The following is a 14,746-nucleotide window of genomic DNA, read 5'->3' on the forward strand; positions in this document are numbered from 1 at the left end:
TTACGCTTCTTGCCCGACCGTTTCGTCTTCGATGCCAAGTTCTTTTTTGATCCAGTCGTATCCTTCCGCCTCCAGCCGCTGCGCCAGTTCCGGACCGCCGGATTTGACAATGCGCCCTTGCATCATGACGTGCACATAATCCGGAGTGATATAGTTCAGCAGCCGCTGATAGTGGGTGATGATCAAACAGCCGAACTCGCTGCTGCGCATCTCGTTGACGCCTTTGGCGACAATTTTCAGCGCGTCAATATCCAGCCCGGAGTCAATCTCGTCCAAAATCGCGATTTTCGGCTCCAGCATCATCAATTGCAAAATTTCGTTCCGCTTTTTCTCCCCGCCGGAAAACCCTTCGTTCAAATACCGGTGCGCCATATCGGGATTCATGTCGAGAAAGGCCATTTTTTCATCAAGTTTGCGGATGAATTTCATGAGCGAAATTTCATTGCCCTCGCCAAGGCGGGCATTGATCGCCGCCCGCAAAAAGTCGGCGTTCGTCACCCCGCTGATTTCGCTCGGGTATTGCATCGCCAAAAACAGGCCGGCGCGCGCCCGCTCGTCGACTTCCATCTCGAGAACATCTTGGCCGTCCAGCGTCACCGTGCCTTCCGTCACCTCATATTTCGGATGACCCATAATCGCGGAAGCTAACGTCGATTTCCCCGTTCCGTTCGGCCCCATAATCGCATGGATCTCCCCGCCTTTGACTTCCAAATCTACCCCTTTTAAAATCTCTTTTCCTTCCACTGACACGTGAAGATTGCGAATCGTCAACACTGCCATGCAGCATACCTCCAATTTCTGCTTGAAAGTCAGCGCCGCCCGTTTTGATCATCTAGCGGCCGTTCATTCTCAATTTATTCTCATTACAATCTTATAACAAATGAAAAGTATTCGCAACTGTTCCGCCTCTCCGGCGCGCGATTCCTCCGGCGAAACATCGGTGCCACTTTTTATATTTTACACGAAAATGCCCGTTTGTACGAGCATTTGCCATAAAGAACGGGCAAAATTTCCCCGCCGCTAGCCCCGGAGCGGTTCAACGCCCGCCCTCTTTTCCGTTGGCCGACGCCCATCCATCTTGCTTTCACTCGTTCCCCCTCGCGCAACGGAAACAGCGTTTTTTCACCGGCCTTCTAAGAGGCTGGTGATTGAATCGTGGGTACCGCTTTACGAATGTTATTTCTCAATTAGAAAAACCTTGTTACATCAGTCCTCCTTTTCGCTCATTCTCCCATTGATGAAAGGAATCAGCGTTTTTTCACCAGCCTTCTAAGCGCGAACCAAATCGGCGAGGCTCCCGCTTCGTTCCCCAACCGACCTTCTCACTAAAAAGACCCGTTCAAATTGCCGATTTTCTCGGTTTACAGGAGATACCAACTGATCTTCTCACTAAAAAAGACCCCGTCACCGGAGTCTTAATGGGCGGTGCGCAGCTCGCGGAGGCATTCTTGGACGAGCGTCACCGCTTGGCTCATCGCCGCCCCGCCGCCAAACGCCGCCGCCACCGCGCACGCTTCCAAAACTTCTTGTTCCGACGCCCCTTCATCAAGGCATCCTTTCGTGTGGTAAATCGTGCAATACTCATCTTGCGTCGCCAAGCTGATGCCAAGCGCGATCAGCTGCTTTTCCTTTTTCGACAGCGCCCCCTCGGCAAAGCACGCTTCCGTAAAGGCGTTAAATCGCTCCGCTACGTTCGGAAGTTTTTGGGTGAACGCCCCGAGCCCTTCTTTGTAGTGGCGAAGCGCCGATTCGACCGATGACGGTGTGACGTGGTTCATTTTCGTTTTCCTCCTTTGTCCGTTTCTGCTGTTAGTATGCATGCAGGAACGGCAAATTAAACGGCGAATCATATCGGAAAAAGGAGGAGACCGCCACGGCGTTGGCCGGTGTTTTTTTTGCCGGCCGCAGCCGGTTCAATCATCGCCATCTAGGAGGCTGGTGATTTCGTGCAAAAATACCGCTAAGCTCCATCCATTTCTCAATGAGAGAAACCTCACAGAATCAGCTTTCTTTTCTGAATGAAAATATGCCTCCAATTGGTGTGTCAGCGTTTTTTCACCGGCCTTCTAGGCGATGAGCGCTGCCCTTGGCGCAAGCGGGAGGGCTCAAGCCGCTGACCCACCGTTATCGTGCGCTGCATGGCTTCATCATTTCGCCGCCCGTTGCCATGTTAGAACCGCTGACGAAAAATAACGGGAGCGAACCGCTCCCGTTATTGATTGTTTTGCGCCGCTGGAATGACGGCACCGTGGTATTTTTCTTTGATGAAATCTTGAATTTCTTTCGATTGCAGCACTTCGACCAATGTTTTGATTTCCTTCCGGTTTTCATCGCCTTTGCGCACGGCGACAATGTTCACATACGGATTGTTTTTCGGCGACTCCACAGCGATCGGGTCTTTCGCCGGATCCAAGCCGGCGTCCAGCGCATAGTTGGCATTGATCAGCACCGCATCGCCTTCGCCGTTTTTGTAAATTTGCGGCAGCAGCCCAGCGTCGACATCGGCCTTAAACTTCAAATGCTTCGGATTTTCGACGATGTCGTTCACCGTCGCTTTCGTTTTATCGACGCCCGGTTTCAGTTTAATGAGCCCTTTTTCTTGCAGCATTGACAAAATACGGCCGTGGTCGGCGACCGAGTTGCTCATGATGATCGTTGCGCCGTCCGGCAGCTCTTCGATGCTTTTGTATTTTTTCGAGTACAAGCCGATCGGCTCAATATGGATGCCACCGGCGTTAACGAATTGGTAGCCATGCTCTTTCATTTGCGACTCTAAATAAGGAATGTGTTGGAAGTAGTTGGCATCAATTTCTTTGTCGGCCAACGCTTTGTTCGGCAAAATATAGTCTTGGAACGTAATGATCTCCAAGTCAATGCCTTTTTTCTTCAAAATCGGTTTCGCTTTTTCCAAAATTTCCGCATGCGGCACGTTCGAGGCGCCGACTTTCAGTTTTACCAATTTGCCGTTGCCACCCTCATCGGCGGCGTTGTTGTTGCCGCCGCAAGCCGCCAAGGCGAACACCAAGACGGAAGCGAACAGCACGCCAAGCCATTTTTTCATCGATTTTTTCCTCCTTTTATCGTTTATCTATTTTGGAAGTGACAATGTCACCGATCCACTGAATGACAAAGACAATCACAAGCACCAACACGGTCGCGACAAACGTCACATCGTTATGGCTGCGCTGAAATCCTTCCAAATACGCCAAATTCCCAAGTCCACCGGCGCCGACAACGCCAGCCATCGCCGTATAGCCGACAAGCGACACCGCGGTGACGGTAATCCCCGAGACAAGGGCTGGCAACGATTCCGGCAAAAGCACCTTCCAAATGATCGTCCACGTCGAGGCGCCCATCGCCTGCGCCGCTTCAATGACCCCTTTGTCAATTTCGCGGAGGGCGATCTCAACCATGCGGGCGTAAAACGGCGCCGCACCGATGATGAGCGCCGGCAGCGCCGCGTTGGCGCCGAGCATCGTCCCGACGAGCCATTTCGTAAACGGAATAAGCAAAATGATCAAAATAATGAACGGAATGGAGCGGAAAATGTTGACGAACGCCGCGATGACCGTATTGGCCAGCCGGTTCTCCCATAGGTTTCCCTTTGCCGTTAAAAATAACAGCAGCCCAAGCACCACTCCGAGGACGAACGTGGCGGCGACCGCCATGCCGGTCATGTACAGCGTCTCGACCGTTGCCGCCCACATCGTTTCCCATTGCACGTTCGGCAGGAGGTTAGCGAGCATCGTGAATCACCTCCACCGCCACTTGTTGGTCTTGAATATAGTCGAGCGCCCGACCGATTTCATCCGCCGCCCCGTCGATGTGCACAAACAGCACGCCGTAGGCGCCTTGATGGGTTTGTGAAATTTTTCCTTGCAAAATGTTGACATCAACAGCAAATTGGCGGACGACTTGCGTAATGAGCGGCTGTCCAGCGGCGGCGCCGACAAACGTCAACTGCGCGATCACCCCGTTCGGGTATTGGCCGAACAGATGCGAGACAGCTTCTTCGGTTTCCTCCGGCTCGACCAGCTGCTTGACGAACCGTTTCGTAATCGGCTGCTGCGGGTTCCGGAACACGTGCAGCACGTCGCCTTGTTCGACGATTTTGCCGCTTTCCATCACCGCGACGCGGTCGCAAATTTTGCGAATGACGTGCATTTCATGGGTGATGAGCACGATCGTCAGCCCGAGCCGCTTGTTGATGTCAACGAGCAAATCCAAAATCGCGTCCGTCGTCTGCGGATCGAGGGCGGACGTCGCCTCATCGCAAAGCAGGACTTTCGGATTGTTGGCGAGCGCCCGCGCGATGCCGACCCGCTGCTTTTGCCCGCCGCTCAGCTGCGACGGATACGCCTCTTCCCGCCCGGTGAGACCGACAAGCTGGATGAGCTCATCGACGCGCTTTTGCCGTTCCTCTCTCGGAACACCGGCGATCTCGAGCGGAAAAGCGATATTTTCCCTGACGGTGCGCGACCAAAGCAAGTTGAAATGCTGGAAAATCATGCCGATTTCCTGACGGGCGTTTCGAAGCTCCCGACCTTTCACGCGCGCCATGTCGCGGCCGGCGACGATCACCCGACCGCTCGTCGGTTTTTCCAATCCGTTTAACAGCCGAATGAGCGAACTTTTTCCGGCCCCGCTGTAGCCGATAATTCCAAAAATTTCTCCTTCGCGAATCTCAAGCGACACGTTGTCAACGGCTGTCACCGCACCGTTGGCCGCTTGGTATACTTTCGTCACCTGTTCAAGGGTGATCATCGTTTCACCTTCCTTTCTTGCCGTGCGCTTCCCGTTCGCCAGCAGGCGCAAGCCCCGCCGCCGAGCGCGCCCGCGCAAGCAGCCGAAGCGGGCTGTTCACGCCCAGCGCCCAAGCAAGCGCAAAAAGAAAACCTTTCTGCCCGCGGAGAACAGAAAGGTATTGTCTACCATTCCGTCTCTTATCTCTCAAAGCAGGCTGCTTTGTGTGAATTGGCACCATTTCAGCGCAAGCGCTGACGGTTGCCGGGCTTCATTGGGCACATCCCTCCACCTCTCTTGATAAGAGCGCAACGCGAATGTATTCAATTTGGTTACGAATGTGATTGTATCATCGGATGTCGAATCGTGTCAACCCATTTTTTATCCGACATGCCGATACGGCTTGGCCAAATGGAGGAGCGACTCCAGCAGCAATAAATGGCGGAAGCTTCCCGATACGTGCACTTCTTGCAGCCGGACGAGCTGCTGCAGCTTCAGCTCACCGCTCAGCAAGGAGGCGAGCGCTTCCTTCGAACCGCGCACCGTCAACGTGTTTCGTTCATCGTTCTCGCACTCAACGATGGCCGGCTCTTTGCCAAGCAAGACGGAAGCGGCCTCCCCGTCGCTTTCAAACCGAACGCATAACTGCTCGTCCGGCAAAATCGGCAACAAATGACGCAACATTTGCATCCGCTCGATGAACCGTTCCACAAACTCACGCACTTCCATTGACCATCACCCCCATGTCCTTTGTTCTCTATTTCCATATGTGGGGGCAAGAATCCTTTACAAAAATCTCGACAGCCTGTTGACGAACGGACGCCGTTTTTGTCATTTCCCAAGAAATGTGTCAAACGGAGTCAAAAAAGGGGACAGTCAACGCGGCAGCCGGGCTTGCAGTTGCTCATACAAATCGGTGACGGAAGGGAACGCATACCATTTGCCGGCCATCGCTCCGTCAACAAAAAGAAGCAAGCATGGAACGCTGGAAATTTGCCACTCCACGGCCTGCTCGGGAATATAGTTGATATCCGTTTCGTAAAACGGCAACGTCGGGAATAGCTGCTCGATAATCACGAGCATCCGCCGCGCCAATTGACATGTGCCGCATAGCGGGGTATACAAATACAGCGCCAAAAGCGGCTCGTTCTCGATCGTTTTTCTGAGCTCATTGCGATCGATCGCGTTCACCCGCTTCCCCCCTTCATCAACCATTCCATGCGCACCTCAAAATCGGCGCGCAGCAACACTTGTGCCAAATGCCAAAGCGGAGCGGCCGCCACTTCCCGGTACGCCCGGTCAATATAAATATGTTCGGCTTCGGGAAACATGCGGCGAAACTGGCGGCGCAGCTTCTCCCCCGCCTCATCGGCGTCGGCAAGCACGTATACATCTTGGCCTTCGAACTCGTCGGCCAACTCTTCCAAGCGGGCATCGCTGATCGTCCCGTTCGTACACACGATCACGACCGGTTCATTCAACACCGCCGCCACCTTTTGTTTATCCGATCTCCCCTCGACGATGATCACCTTTTCCACTTGTCGCATATCCGCCCCACCTAACTCCACCAATGTTGCTCTATTGTATGATCGATGCGAGCCAAAGGTTGAAAAAAAGCAACGGCCATCCACCGTTGCCTTTCAACACCAGCCCGCTTCCCCGTCGCAGTCGACATATTTTTGCCCCGGCTCAACGGTAGCGGTCACGTCTTTGTAAACTTTTCCATTTTGCACTGTATAGCCGCTTTTTAACGGAACGGTCTCCGGAAGCGGAACATGGCCGATCAGCTCCCCTTCCGCATACAAATCAAGCGTGCGGCCGTTCCATTTGCCGATTACCCGATCGGTCACATCGATGCGCGCCGATTGCAGCGCCATCTTTCGCACCCCCTTGTTTCATTTCTTCCATATGTATAGGGTGCCCGAATTGAGCCGAAAATGACGGCCATGTTTATCCTTCCGTCACCATCGCTTCGTATTGTTCCGCTGTCAATAATTGGTCAATCTCACGGGTGTCGCTCGGTTTCACGACGATCATCCACGCTTTCTCGTACGGCGATTCGTTGACATACTCCGGATGATCGTTGAGCGCCTCGTTTACTTCGACGACCGTTCCGCTGACCGGCGCGTACAGCTCCGAGACGGTTTTCACCGACTCAACGCTGCCGAACGGCTCGTTCGCTTTCAGCTGCGCGCCCACTTCCGGCAGTTCGACAAAGACGATATCCCCCAACTCGGATTGCGCGTAATCCGTAATGCCGATGCGCACGTGTTCTCCTTCGACGCGCACCCACTCATGCTCTTTCGTATAGCGAAGTTCCTTTGGCGTGTTCATCGAATCCCTCCATTGCGACAAAAAAGTGTGCTCCTCTTCATCATAACCGATTTTCCGCGAAAACTCACCGTCTGTCTGTTCGGCCGGCGAAAAATTTTTGGGCTTCGCACCCGCCCTGTCGAAAACCGTTGTCTACGCCGACCGCCCGAACCGGCGGAACAACCCCCGTTTGCCCCTTTCGCTGTTGCCGTTCCGCCGTGCCCGGATGGCGAACTCATTACCGATTCACGGCCGGCGCCTGTCCAAAAAACGATTCATACGCCGACTCGCGAAACCCGACGATCACCCGCTCGCCATCCGTCAAAATCGGCCGCTTCACCAGCATTCCGTCCGAAGCGAGCCAATCGAGCATCTCGTCTTCCGATGCGCCGTCAAGCTTGTCCTTTAATCCGAGCTCGCGGTATTTCAACCCGCTTGTATTAAAAAATGTTTTCAGCGGCAGCCCGCTTTTCCGATGCAGGTCGGCGAGCTGCTCTTTCGTCAGCGGCTCGTCGACCAAATGCACCGTTTGCACCTCAATGCCGTGGTCATCCAACCATTTTTTCGCCTTCCGGCACGTTCCGCACTTTGGATACCAATAGAGCGTGAGCGCCATCGTCCTCCCCCTTTCCGCTGAATTCGCTCGGATGATCCGATGTTTGGCGGCGCCTGTTCCCAACAGCGAGAACAAGCGGCCAAAGGCAGCGAACCGTCCGCTTCTGCCTGCAGTTTCCTCGAAACGACAAGAAGTACCAGGTCGGGCCTGGTACTTCTCATTATCACACAACTTGCCGCGCCGCTTCAACGCTCACACAACATATCGTTCCGCTTCAATGAGCGCAGCGGCCGCTTCACGTTTTTTCGCGATCACGTTGATCGGCGTATGGCGCGTCAGCCGGCGGAGCGCGGCGAGCATCATCCGCAGCGTGTCACCTTGCTCCACAGCGACGAGCGTCTCTTTCGCATGGGCTTCAATTTCATTGAACGCCTCTTGGCAGAAAATTTGCGTGTACAGCACTTTTTGTTTGTTTTTCTCCTCACCGCTCGCTTGAATCGCTTTTTCCGTGCGCAAGAGCACCGATTCCATCGCGTAAACGTTCGAAACGATGTCAGCGATGTTGACGAGCACTTCTTGCTCTTCTTCAATGCGCTGACCGTATTTTTGCGCCGCCAAGCCGGCGACCATCAAGGCAACTTTTTTCGCTTGGCGCACCAAGTATTTCTCTTGTTCCAGCGCGCCCGAACCCGGCTCTTCGGCAGCCATCATCATGAGCTCTTCCTGCAGCTGCTGCGCTTTTTGGAACAGCGGCAGCTCGCCTTTTACCGCTTTTTTCAAGTACATGCCCGGCACGAGCAGGCGGTTGATTTCGTTCGTTCCTTCAAAAATGCGGTTGATGCGCGAATCGCGGTAGGCGCGCTCGATTTCGTATTCTTGCATAAAGCCGTAGCCGCCATGGATTTGCACGCCTTCATCGACGATGTAATCGAGCACTTCCGTGGCAAAAAACTTGTTCAGTGAACACTCGATCGCGTATTCGGCGATCGATTTGGCCACTTCTTTGCCATCTTTCGCTTTTTCGGCATCAAGCAAGCCCATCCGCTCATCGAACAAGCCGACCGTGCGGTAGACCGAGCTTTCGGCGGCATACAGGCGCGATGCCATCGTCGCCAATTTTTCCTGCGTCAGCGTAAACTGCGAAATCGGGCGTTTGAATTGTTGGCGCTGATTGGCGTATTTGACCGTGATCTCAAACGCCCGCTTCGCGCCGCCGACCGCCCCCAACCCGAGCTTGTAGCGGCCGATGTTCAAAATGTTAAAGGCGATGACGTGGCCTTTGCCGATTTCGCCGAGCACGTTTTCTTTCGGCACCGGTACGTCTTGCAAAATGAGCGTCCGCGTCGATGAGCTTTTGATCCCCATTTTCTTCTCTTCCGGACCGGTTGAAACGCCCGGGAAATCGCGCTCAACGATGAAGGCGGTAAAATGTTGGCCGTCGACTTTCGCATAGACGACAAACACATCGGCGAATCCGGAGTTCGTGATCCATTGTTTTTCGCCGTTTAAAATGTAATGTGTGCCTTCCGCATTGAGCTTCGCTGTCGTTTTCGCGCCGAGGGCGTCCGAACCCGAGCCCGGCTCCGTCAAGGCATAAGCGGCGATTTTTTCGCCGGTCGCCAAATACGGCAAGTATTTTTGTTTTTGTTCTTCCGTGCCAAACAACACGATCGGCAGCGAACCGATCCCGACGTGCGCCCCGTGCGAAATCGCAAAGCCGCCGGCCGGCGCCATTTTTTCGGCAATGATGGCCGAGCTGACCTTATCTAAGCCCAAGCCGCCGTACTCTTCCGGAATGTCCGCGCTCAACAGACCGAGCTCGCCCGCTTTGCGGAGCAGCTTCACCGAGCGGTCAAACTCGTGATTTTCCAGATGTTCAAGCTGCGGAAGCACCTCGTTGTTGACATACTCTTCCGTCGTTTTGGCGATCATGTGATGTTCGTCGGTGAAATCTTCGGGCGTAAACACGCGCTCCGCCGGAATGTCTTCGATTAGAAAGCTGCCGCCTTTGATCGCTTCTTCGATTGTTTTGGCCATCGTTCATTTCCTCCCCCAAAAGATGATTGATGATCCGGGCGGCAACGCCGCCCGGGAAATAGGCGTTCCTTGCAGCCGGGCCGCTCCTTCGGGCCACGGCCGTCCATCCGCTACAGCAGTTCAAACACGCCGGCTGCGCCCATGCCGCCGCCGATGCACATCGTGACGATGCCGAACTGCACGTTGCGGCGCCGCATTTCGTAAAGCAAAGACAACGTCAGCTTCGCACCCGTGCAGCCGAGCGGGTGGCCGAGCGCAATCGCCCCGCCGTTGACGTTGACGATGTCCTCATCCAACCCAAGTTCGCGGATGACTTGGATCGATTGCGAGGCGAACGCTTCGTTCAACTCGATCAAACCGATGTCGGACAGTTCCAAGCCGGCGAGCTTCAACGCTTTCGGCACCGCGGCGATCGGGCCGATGCCCATCACTTCCGGCGGCACGCCGGCGACCGCAAAGGACCGGAACTTGCCGAGCGGCTTCAAGCCGAGCGACTCCGCTTTTTCACGGTCCATCACCATCACTGCCGCCGCCCCGTCGCTCATTTGCGACGCGTTGCCGGCCGTGACCGTGCCGTTGACCGCAAACGCCGGGCGCAGTTTTGCGAGCGTCTCCATGTTCGTGTCCGGACGCACGCCCTCATCTTGCGCAAAGACGACGGTTTCTTCGACGAGTTTGTTGTTTTCGACTTTGCGCACCGCCACTTCCACCGGCACGATTTCCTCGTTGAACTTGCCTTCCGCAATCGCCTTGGCGGCGCGCTGATGGCTGCGCACCGCGAACGCGTCTTGATCTTCGCGGCTCACGCCGTATTTTTTCGCCACTTGCTCAGCCGTGTGCCCCATTGACATGTAATATTCCGGCGCTTCTTCCGCCAAGCGGGCATTGGGGCGGACGACATGGCCCATCATCGGCACCATGCTCATCGATTCGACCCCGCCGGCGATGACCGTGTCGGAATGGCCGAGCATGACCCGTTCCGCCGCGTAGGCGATCGCCTGCAAGCCGGACGAGCAATACCGGTTGATCGTGATCGCCGGCACCGTATACGGCAGCCCGGCGAGCGCGCCGATGTTGCGGGCGATGTTCAAGCCTTGCTCCGCCTCCGGCATGGCGCAGCCGATAATGAGATCATCGATGTTTCCTTCATAATTTCCTGCCCGTTTCAACGTCTCTTTGACGACGAGCGCCCCTAAATCGTCCGGCCGCACATGGGCGAGCGTTCCTTTTTTCGCTTTGCCGACCGGTGTCCGCGCTCCTGCGACAATGACCGCTTCTCTCACGCCGATCCCCCCTTGATCGTCCCCGCGTTAGTTGCGGAGCGGTTTTCCTTTCACAAGCATATGCTGCATGCGCGCTTGCGTCTTCGGTTCGCCGATCAGGCTCAAAAACGCCTCGCGCTCCAAATCGAGCAAATATTGCTCATCGACTTCCGTTCCATACGGCACGTTGCCGCCCGAGAGGACGTACGCCAACTTTTTCGCGATTTTCAAATCGTGCTCGCTGATGTAGCCGGAATGGAACATCGACTGCGCGCCCAGCAGCATGGCCGCATAGCCGCTTTCGCCGGCCACCGGCACTTTCTTCCTTACAGGCGGCCGGTATCCTTCCTCATACAGCGAGAGCACAGCCTGTTTCGCTTCATGCAAAAGATAGTCGCCGTTCATCGTAATGCCGTCGCGGTGATTCAAGAAGCCAAGCTCGCGCGCTTCGGCCGCTGATGTTGACACTTTCGCCATGGCGATCGTTTCAAACACGCCAGCCGCAATCTTGACGTAGTCGACGTCCACGCCGCGCGGCAGGCTGTTCAACCGTTTGATGTACAGCTCCTTGTTGCCACCGCCGCCCGGAATCAAGCCGACGCCGACTTCAACGAGCCCGAGGTATGTTTCCGCCGCCGCTTGGATGCGCGAAGCCGCCAAGCTCACTTCCGCCCCGCCGCCGAGCGTCATGGCAAACGGCGCGACGACGACCGGTTTCGGATTGTATTTCATGCGAAGAAGCGCTTGCTGGAACTGGCGAACGGCAAGTTCCAATTCAAAAAAGTTTTCGTCTTGCGCTTCCATGAGCATCATCGCCAAGTTCGCGCCAACGCAGAAGTTTTTCCTTTGGTTGCCGATGACCAACCCTTTGTAATTGCGGTTCACTTCCTCAAGCGCCTCGTTGATCATGAAAACGATGTCCGCGCCGATCGCGTTGTTCGGCGAATGGAACTCCAAAAGCGCCACGTCATCGCCGAGGTCGATGAGGCTTGCGCCGGCGTTTTTCTTGATGACCCCGCGCGTTTCTTTCAGCCGGCGGATGTGGATGACTTTTTCGCTTTCTTCTACTGTTTTATATCCGCCCGGCGCATAATAGAACAGCTGGCCGTTTTTCGTTTGATAGAACGAGGTCGCTCCGTCGGCGAGCATGTCCGTAATCCACGCCGGGATGTCGCGCCCTTCCGCCTGCATTTTGCGCACCGATTTTTCAAGGCCGATCGCATCCCATAGCTCAAACGGACCTTGCTCCCAGCCGAAACCCCACTTCATCGCCCGGTCGATCGCGACGATGTCGTCGGCGATCTCCCCGACAAGCCCGGCCGTATATAGAAGCGTCGGCGCGATGATGTTCCATAGAAGCGTGCCGGCGCGGTCGCCGTCGGCATAGACGAGCGCTTGCAGCTTGGCGGCCGTTCCTTTCGCCTGCTTCGCCATCTCCACCGCCGGGGTGACCAGCTTTTTGCGCGGCTCGTACTGCATCGTGACGTAGTTCAGCTCGAGAATGTCTTTTCCTTGCTTGAGGAAAAAGCCTTGTCCGGATTTGCTGCCGAGCCAGCCGTTGTCAAGCATCGTTTTCATAAACTCCGGCACGCGGAACGCCTCTTTTTCTTCCCCTTCGACGTTTTCATATACGTTGTTGGCGACATGGACAAACGTATCGAGCCCGACGACGTCAAGCGTGCGGAACGTCGCGCTTTTCGGCCGGCCGATGAGCGGCCCGGTCACCGAATCGACTTCACCGACGCTATAGCCGCCTTCCATCATCTGGCGGACGGTAACAAGCAGTCCGTACGTGCCGATCCGGTTGGCGATGAAGTTCGGCGTATCTTTCGCCAGCACGACGCCTTTGCCGAGCACGTCTTCGCCGAACGATTTCATATAGGCGACCACAGCCGGATCGGTATGCTCCGTCGGGATGATCTCCAGCAGCTTCAAATAGCGCGGCGGGTTGAAGAAATGCGTGCCTAAAAAGTGTTTCCGGAAGTCTTCCGACCGCCCTTCGGCCATCGCGGCGATCGAGATGCCGGACGTGTTCGAGCTGACGATCGTCCCCGGCGTCCGCACCTCGTCCACACGGGCGAAGACTTCTTTTTTCACTTCCAGCTTTTCCACGACCGCTTCAATGATCCAATCGACTTCCGCGAGCCGGTGGAAGTCATCCTCGAAGTTGCCCGTTTCAATTAAAGCGATGTTGTCTTTGGACATGAGCGGCGCCGGTTTTTGCTTGAGCAGCCGCTCGAGCGCCTGATTAACGAGGCGGTTGCGCACTTGTTTATGCTCGAGCGTCCAACCTTTTGCCTCTTCCTCTTTCGTCAACTCGCGCGGCACGATGTCCAGCAGCAACGTCGGAATGCCGACGTTCGCCAAATGGGCGGCAATGCCGGCCCCCATGACGCCGGACCCTAGCACCGCGGCGCGCCGAATGCGTTTTGCCATTTCGGTTCCCCCTTACACCATTGAATGAATCGTCATTCATTTTTTGTGAAAAAAAATATCGTTGAAACCGCTATCTATAACTAAATATATAGTATGTTAGTAATTTTCGCAACCTATTTGCCGCACATTTTTCTCACATCGTCCGCAAACAGCTGGCTCATACTAAGAACGAGGAGGTGAACCGCGATGGCCCGCTTGAAAAAGAACCCGTCCGAACGCGGGGTCAGCGCCGCGAGCGTCAAAGGCAACGCCGGTCCGACCGTAGAAGCGGATGGCGGGGGCAAACGGACAAGCCAAAACCAGCAGTACAAAAAGCACAACATGCAAGAAGGCTGACGCCGATGCGCCAGCCTCTCTTATTTGCGGATGATTCCTTTGATGACAAACGCCACGTTGGCCGGCCGCTCAGCCAGCCGGCGCATAAAGTAGCCGTACCAGTCCGTGCCATACGGAACGTAGACGCGCATCGTATATCCTTCGCGCGCCAGCTCGATTTGTCGCTCGGGTCGGATGCCATACAACATTTGAAACTCAAATTGGCTGTTTGGAATGTTGTATTCCTTGACGAGCTGTTTCGTATATTCGATGATGGCATCGTCATGCGTCGCCACCGCCGTATAGTTACCGTTAAGCAAATGTTGCTTGATGATCTTTTTAAAATTCTCATCCACATCCTTTTTGTCTGGAAACGCCACCTCGGGCGGTTCTTTGTACGCCCCTTTGACAAGCCGCAAGTTCGGGCGGTACGGCTTTAAATCTTCAATGTCTTGTTCCGTCCGATACAAATACGCCTGCAGCACCGTGCCGACGTTGTCGTATTCTTTTTTCAACGTTTTAAAAATGTCGAGCGTCTTCTGGCAGCGCGAATAATCTTCCATGTCAATCGTCACAAACACGCCGCGCTCTTTCGCTGCGTCCAAAATGCGGCGCATGTTGCGCATCACGAGCTCATCGGAAATATCTAGCCCCATCGAGGTCATTTTCAACGACAGCTGCGAATTCAGCTTCTCCCGGCTGATCGCCTCGATCGCTTCCAAGCAATGGCGCGCCATCTCATTCGCTTCCCGCTCATTGTCGACAAACTCGCCTAAATAATCGACCGTCACCGCCAAGCCTTTTTCGTTCAACTGGCGGATGACGCGCACCGCTTCGTCGATCGTCTCACCGGCGACAAATCTGGAAGCGCCGAAGCGGAGGCCGTATCGCTTCGCCAGCTTCGTCAACGTTTTATTTTTGGACAGAAACAAGAACATATCTCGCATCAGCTGCTCCACCATTGCAAGCCCCCTTGTATGGAAACGCATTCACCATGATTATTGTACCACGTTTCCGACCAATTGAATATGTTTTTTCTTCGCCATTCATGTTTTATATGTGCATAATTTTCCACACACCGGAC

The 14,746-nt window shown here is 55.0% G+C and carries 16 protein-coding genes and 1 riboswitch; of the genes, 1 reads left to right on the forward strand and 15 read right to left on the reverse strand.

Annotated features, from left to right (window positions below; all coding sequences use genetic code 11):
- From sufC to ACTVIM_RS14870, 14 genes are all read right to left on the reverse strand, one after another.
- Positions 1-780, reverse strand: a complete 780-nt coding sequence (gene sufC / locus ACTVIM_RS14805) for a Fe-S cluster assembly ATPase SufC (protein ID WP_445613024.1) — start codon at positions 778-780, stop codon at positions 1-3.
- 635 nt (positions 781-1,415) lie between these two features.
- Complete coding sequence (locus tag ACTVIM_RS14810) at positions 1,416-1,778, reverse strand: carboxymuconolactone decarboxylase family protein (protein ID WP_033018570.1); 363 nt, start codon at positions 1,776-1,778, stop codon at positions 1,416-1,418.
- Positions 1,779-2,212: 434 nt separating this feature from the next.
- A complete protein-coding gene (locus ACTVIM_RS14815) occupies positions 2,213-3,061 on the reverse strand; it encodes a MetQ/NlpA family ABC transporter substrate-binding protein (RefSeq protein ID WP_445613025.1) in 849 nt (282 codons plus the stop codon).
- Between the two features lie 16 nt (positions 3,062-3,077).
- The gene (locus ACTVIM_RS14820) at positions 3,078-3,746 is read right to left on the reverse strand and encodes a methionine ABC transporter permease (RefSeq protein ID WP_033018567.1); all 669 of its coding nucleotides are present in this window, start codon (positions 3,744-3,746) and stop codon (positions 3,078-3,080) included.
- Positions 3,736-4,764 (reverse strand): methionine ABC transporter ATP-binding protein, encoded by a 1,029-nt coding sequence (locus ACTVIM_RS14825; RefSeq protein WP_445613026.1) that lies wholly within the window; start codon positions 4,762-4,764, stop codon positions 3,736-3,738. Before ACTVIM_RS14825 ends, ACTVIM_RS14820 begins: the two co-directional genes overlap by 11 nt.
- Positions 4,765-4,940: 176 nt before the next feature.
- Positions 4,941-5,050: riboswitch (SAM riboswitch) on the reverse strand.
- Positions 5,051-5,124: 74 nt separating this feature from the next.
- Complete coding sequence (locus ACTVIM_RS14830) at positions 5,125-5,472, reverse strand: hypothetical protein (RefSeq protein WP_033018560.1); 348 nt, start codon at positions 5,470-5,472, stop codon at positions 5,125-5,127.
- 147 nt (positions 5,473-5,619) lie between these two features.
- Positions 5,620-5,934 (reverse strand): thioredoxin family protein, encoded by a 315-nt coding sequence (locus tag ACTVIM_RS14835; protein WP_445613027.1) that lies wholly within the window; start codon positions 5,932-5,934, stop codon positions 5,620-5,622.
- Positions 5,931-6,290, reverse strand: a complete 360-nt coding sequence (locus ACTVIM_RS14840; RefSeq protein WP_033018557.1) for a toprim domain-containing protein — start codon at positions 6,288-6,290, stop codon at positions 5,931-5,933. Before ACTVIM_RS14840 ends, ACTVIM_RS14835 begins: the two co-directional genes overlap by 4 nt.
- 93 nt (positions 6,291-6,383) lie before the next feature.
- The gene (locus tag ACTVIM_RS14845; RefSeq protein WP_033018556.1) at positions 6,384-6,620 is read right to left on the reverse strand and encodes a YusG family protein; all 237 of its coding nucleotides are present in this window, start codon (positions 6,618-6,620) and stop codon (positions 6,384-6,386) included.
- 73 nt (positions 6,621-6,693) lie between these two features.
- Positions 6,694-7,077 (reverse strand): glycine cleavage system protein GcvH, encoded by a 384-nt coding sequence (gene gcvH / locus ACTVIM_RS14850; protein WP_033018554.1) that lies wholly within the window; start codon positions 7,075-7,077, stop codon positions 6,694-6,696.
- Between the two features lie 217 nt (positions 7,078-7,294).
- Positions 7,295-7,672: an arsenate reductase family protein gene (locus ACTVIM_RS14855; protein ID WP_033843130.1), complete on the reverse strand. Its 378-nt coding sequence runs from the start codon at positions 7,670-7,672 to the stop codon at positions 7,295-7,297.
- 192 nt (positions 7,673-7,864) lie between these two features.
- On the reverse strand, positions 7,865-9,649 hold the full coding sequence (locus ACTVIM_RS14860; protein ID WP_445613028.1) for an acyl-CoA dehydrogenase family protein: 1,785 nt from the start codon (positions 9,647-9,649) through the stop codon (positions 7,865-7,867).
- 110 nt (positions 9,650-9,759) lie between these two features.
- On the reverse strand, positions 9,760-10,932 hold the full coding sequence (locus ACTVIM_RS14865; RefSeq protein WP_445613029.1) for an acetyl-CoA C-acetyltransferase: 1,173 nt from the start codon (positions 10,930-10,932) through the stop codon (positions 9,760-9,762).
- A gap of 27 nt (positions 10,933-10,959) precedes the next feature.
- The gene (locus ACTVIM_RS14870; protein ID WP_445613030.1) at positions 10,960-13,347 is read right to left on the reverse strand and encodes a 3-hydroxyacyl-CoA dehydrogenase NAD-binding domain-containing protein; all 2,388 of its coding nucleotides are present in this window, start codon (positions 13,345-13,347) and stop codon (positions 10,960-10,962) included.
- 186 nt (positions 13,348-13,533) lie between these two features.
- Between ACTVIM_RS14870 and ACTVIM_RS14875 the strand changes: the two genes are divergently transcribed.
- Entirely contained in the window at positions 13,534-13,683 is a 150-nt protein-coding gene (locus ACTVIM_RS14875; protein WP_081897172.1) for a YuzL family protein, read from the forward strand.
- Between the two features lie 20 nt (positions 13,684-13,703).
- Here the strand turns inward: ACTVIM_RS14875 and ACTVIM_RS14880 are convergent, their stop codons facing one another.
- The gene (locus ACTVIM_RS14880) at positions 13,704-14,621 is read right to left on the reverse strand and encodes a proline dehydrogenase family protein (protein WP_033018587.1); all 918 of its coding nucleotides are present in this window, start codon (positions 14,619-14,621) and stop codon (positions 13,704-13,706) included.
- Between the last annotated feature and the right edge of the window lie 125 nt (positions 14,622-14,746).

It is taken from the genome of Geobacillus sp. YF-1 (assembly GCF_052692335.1).

Excerpts from the sequence above, each read along its gene's own strand:
- ACTVIM_RS14815 (WP_445613025.1), bottom strand. The coding sequence starts at position 3,061 with ATGAAAAAATGGCTTGGCGTGCTGTTCGCTTCCGTCTTGGTGTTCGCC.
- ACTVIM_RS14830 (WP_033018560.1), bottom strand. The coding sequence starts at position 5,472 with ATGGAAGTGCGTGAGTTTGTGGAACGGTTCATCGAGCGGATGCAAATG.
- sufC (WP_445613024.1), bottom strand. The coding sequence starts at position 780 with ATGGCAGTGTTGACGATTCGCAATCTTCACGTGTCAGTGGAAGGAAAA.
- ACTVIM_RS14820 (WP_033018567.1), bottom strand. The coding sequence starts at position 3,746 with ATGCTCGCTAACCTCCTGCCGAACGTGCAATGGGAAACGATGTGGGCG.
- ACTVIM_RS14825 (WP_445613026.1), bottom strand. The coding sequence starts at position 4,764 with ATGATCACCCTTGAACAGGTGACGAAAGTATACCAAGCGGCCAACGGT.
- ACTVIM_RS14840 (WP_033018557.1), bottom strand. The coding sequence starts at position 6,290 with ATGCGACAAGTGGAAAAGGTGATCATCGTCGAGGGGAGATCGGATAAA.
- ACTVIM_RS14845 (WP_033018556.1), bottom strand. The coding sequence starts at position 6,620 with ATGGCGCTGCAATCGGCGCGCATCGATGTGACCGATCGGGTAATCGGC.
- ACTVIM_RS14860 (WP_445613028.1), bottom strand. The coding sequence starts at position 9,649 with ATGGCCAAAACAATCGAAGAAGCGATCAAAGGCGGCAGCTTTCTAATC.
- gcvH (WP_033018554.1), bottom strand. The coding sequence starts at position 7,077 with ATGAACACGCCAAAGGAACTTCGCTATACGAAAGAGCATGAGTGGGTG.
- ACTVIM_RS14810 (WP_033018570.1), bottom strand. The coding sequence starts at position 1,778 with ATGAACCACGTCACACCGTCATCGGTCGAATCGGCGCTTCGCCACTAC.
- ACTVIM_RS14870 (WP_445613030.1), bottom strand. The coding sequence starts at position 13,347 with ATGGCAAAACGCATTCGGCGCGCCGCGGTGCTAGGGTCCGGCGTCATG.
- ACTVIM_RS14875 (WP_081897172.1), top strand. The coding sequence starts at position 13,534 with ATGGCCCGCTTGAAAAAGAACCCGTCCGAACGCGGGGTCAGCGCCGCG.
- ACTVIM_RS14855 (WP_033843130.1), bottom strand. The coding sequence starts at position 7,672 with ATGGCGCTCACGCTCTATTGGTATCCAAAGTGCGGAACGTGCCGGAAG.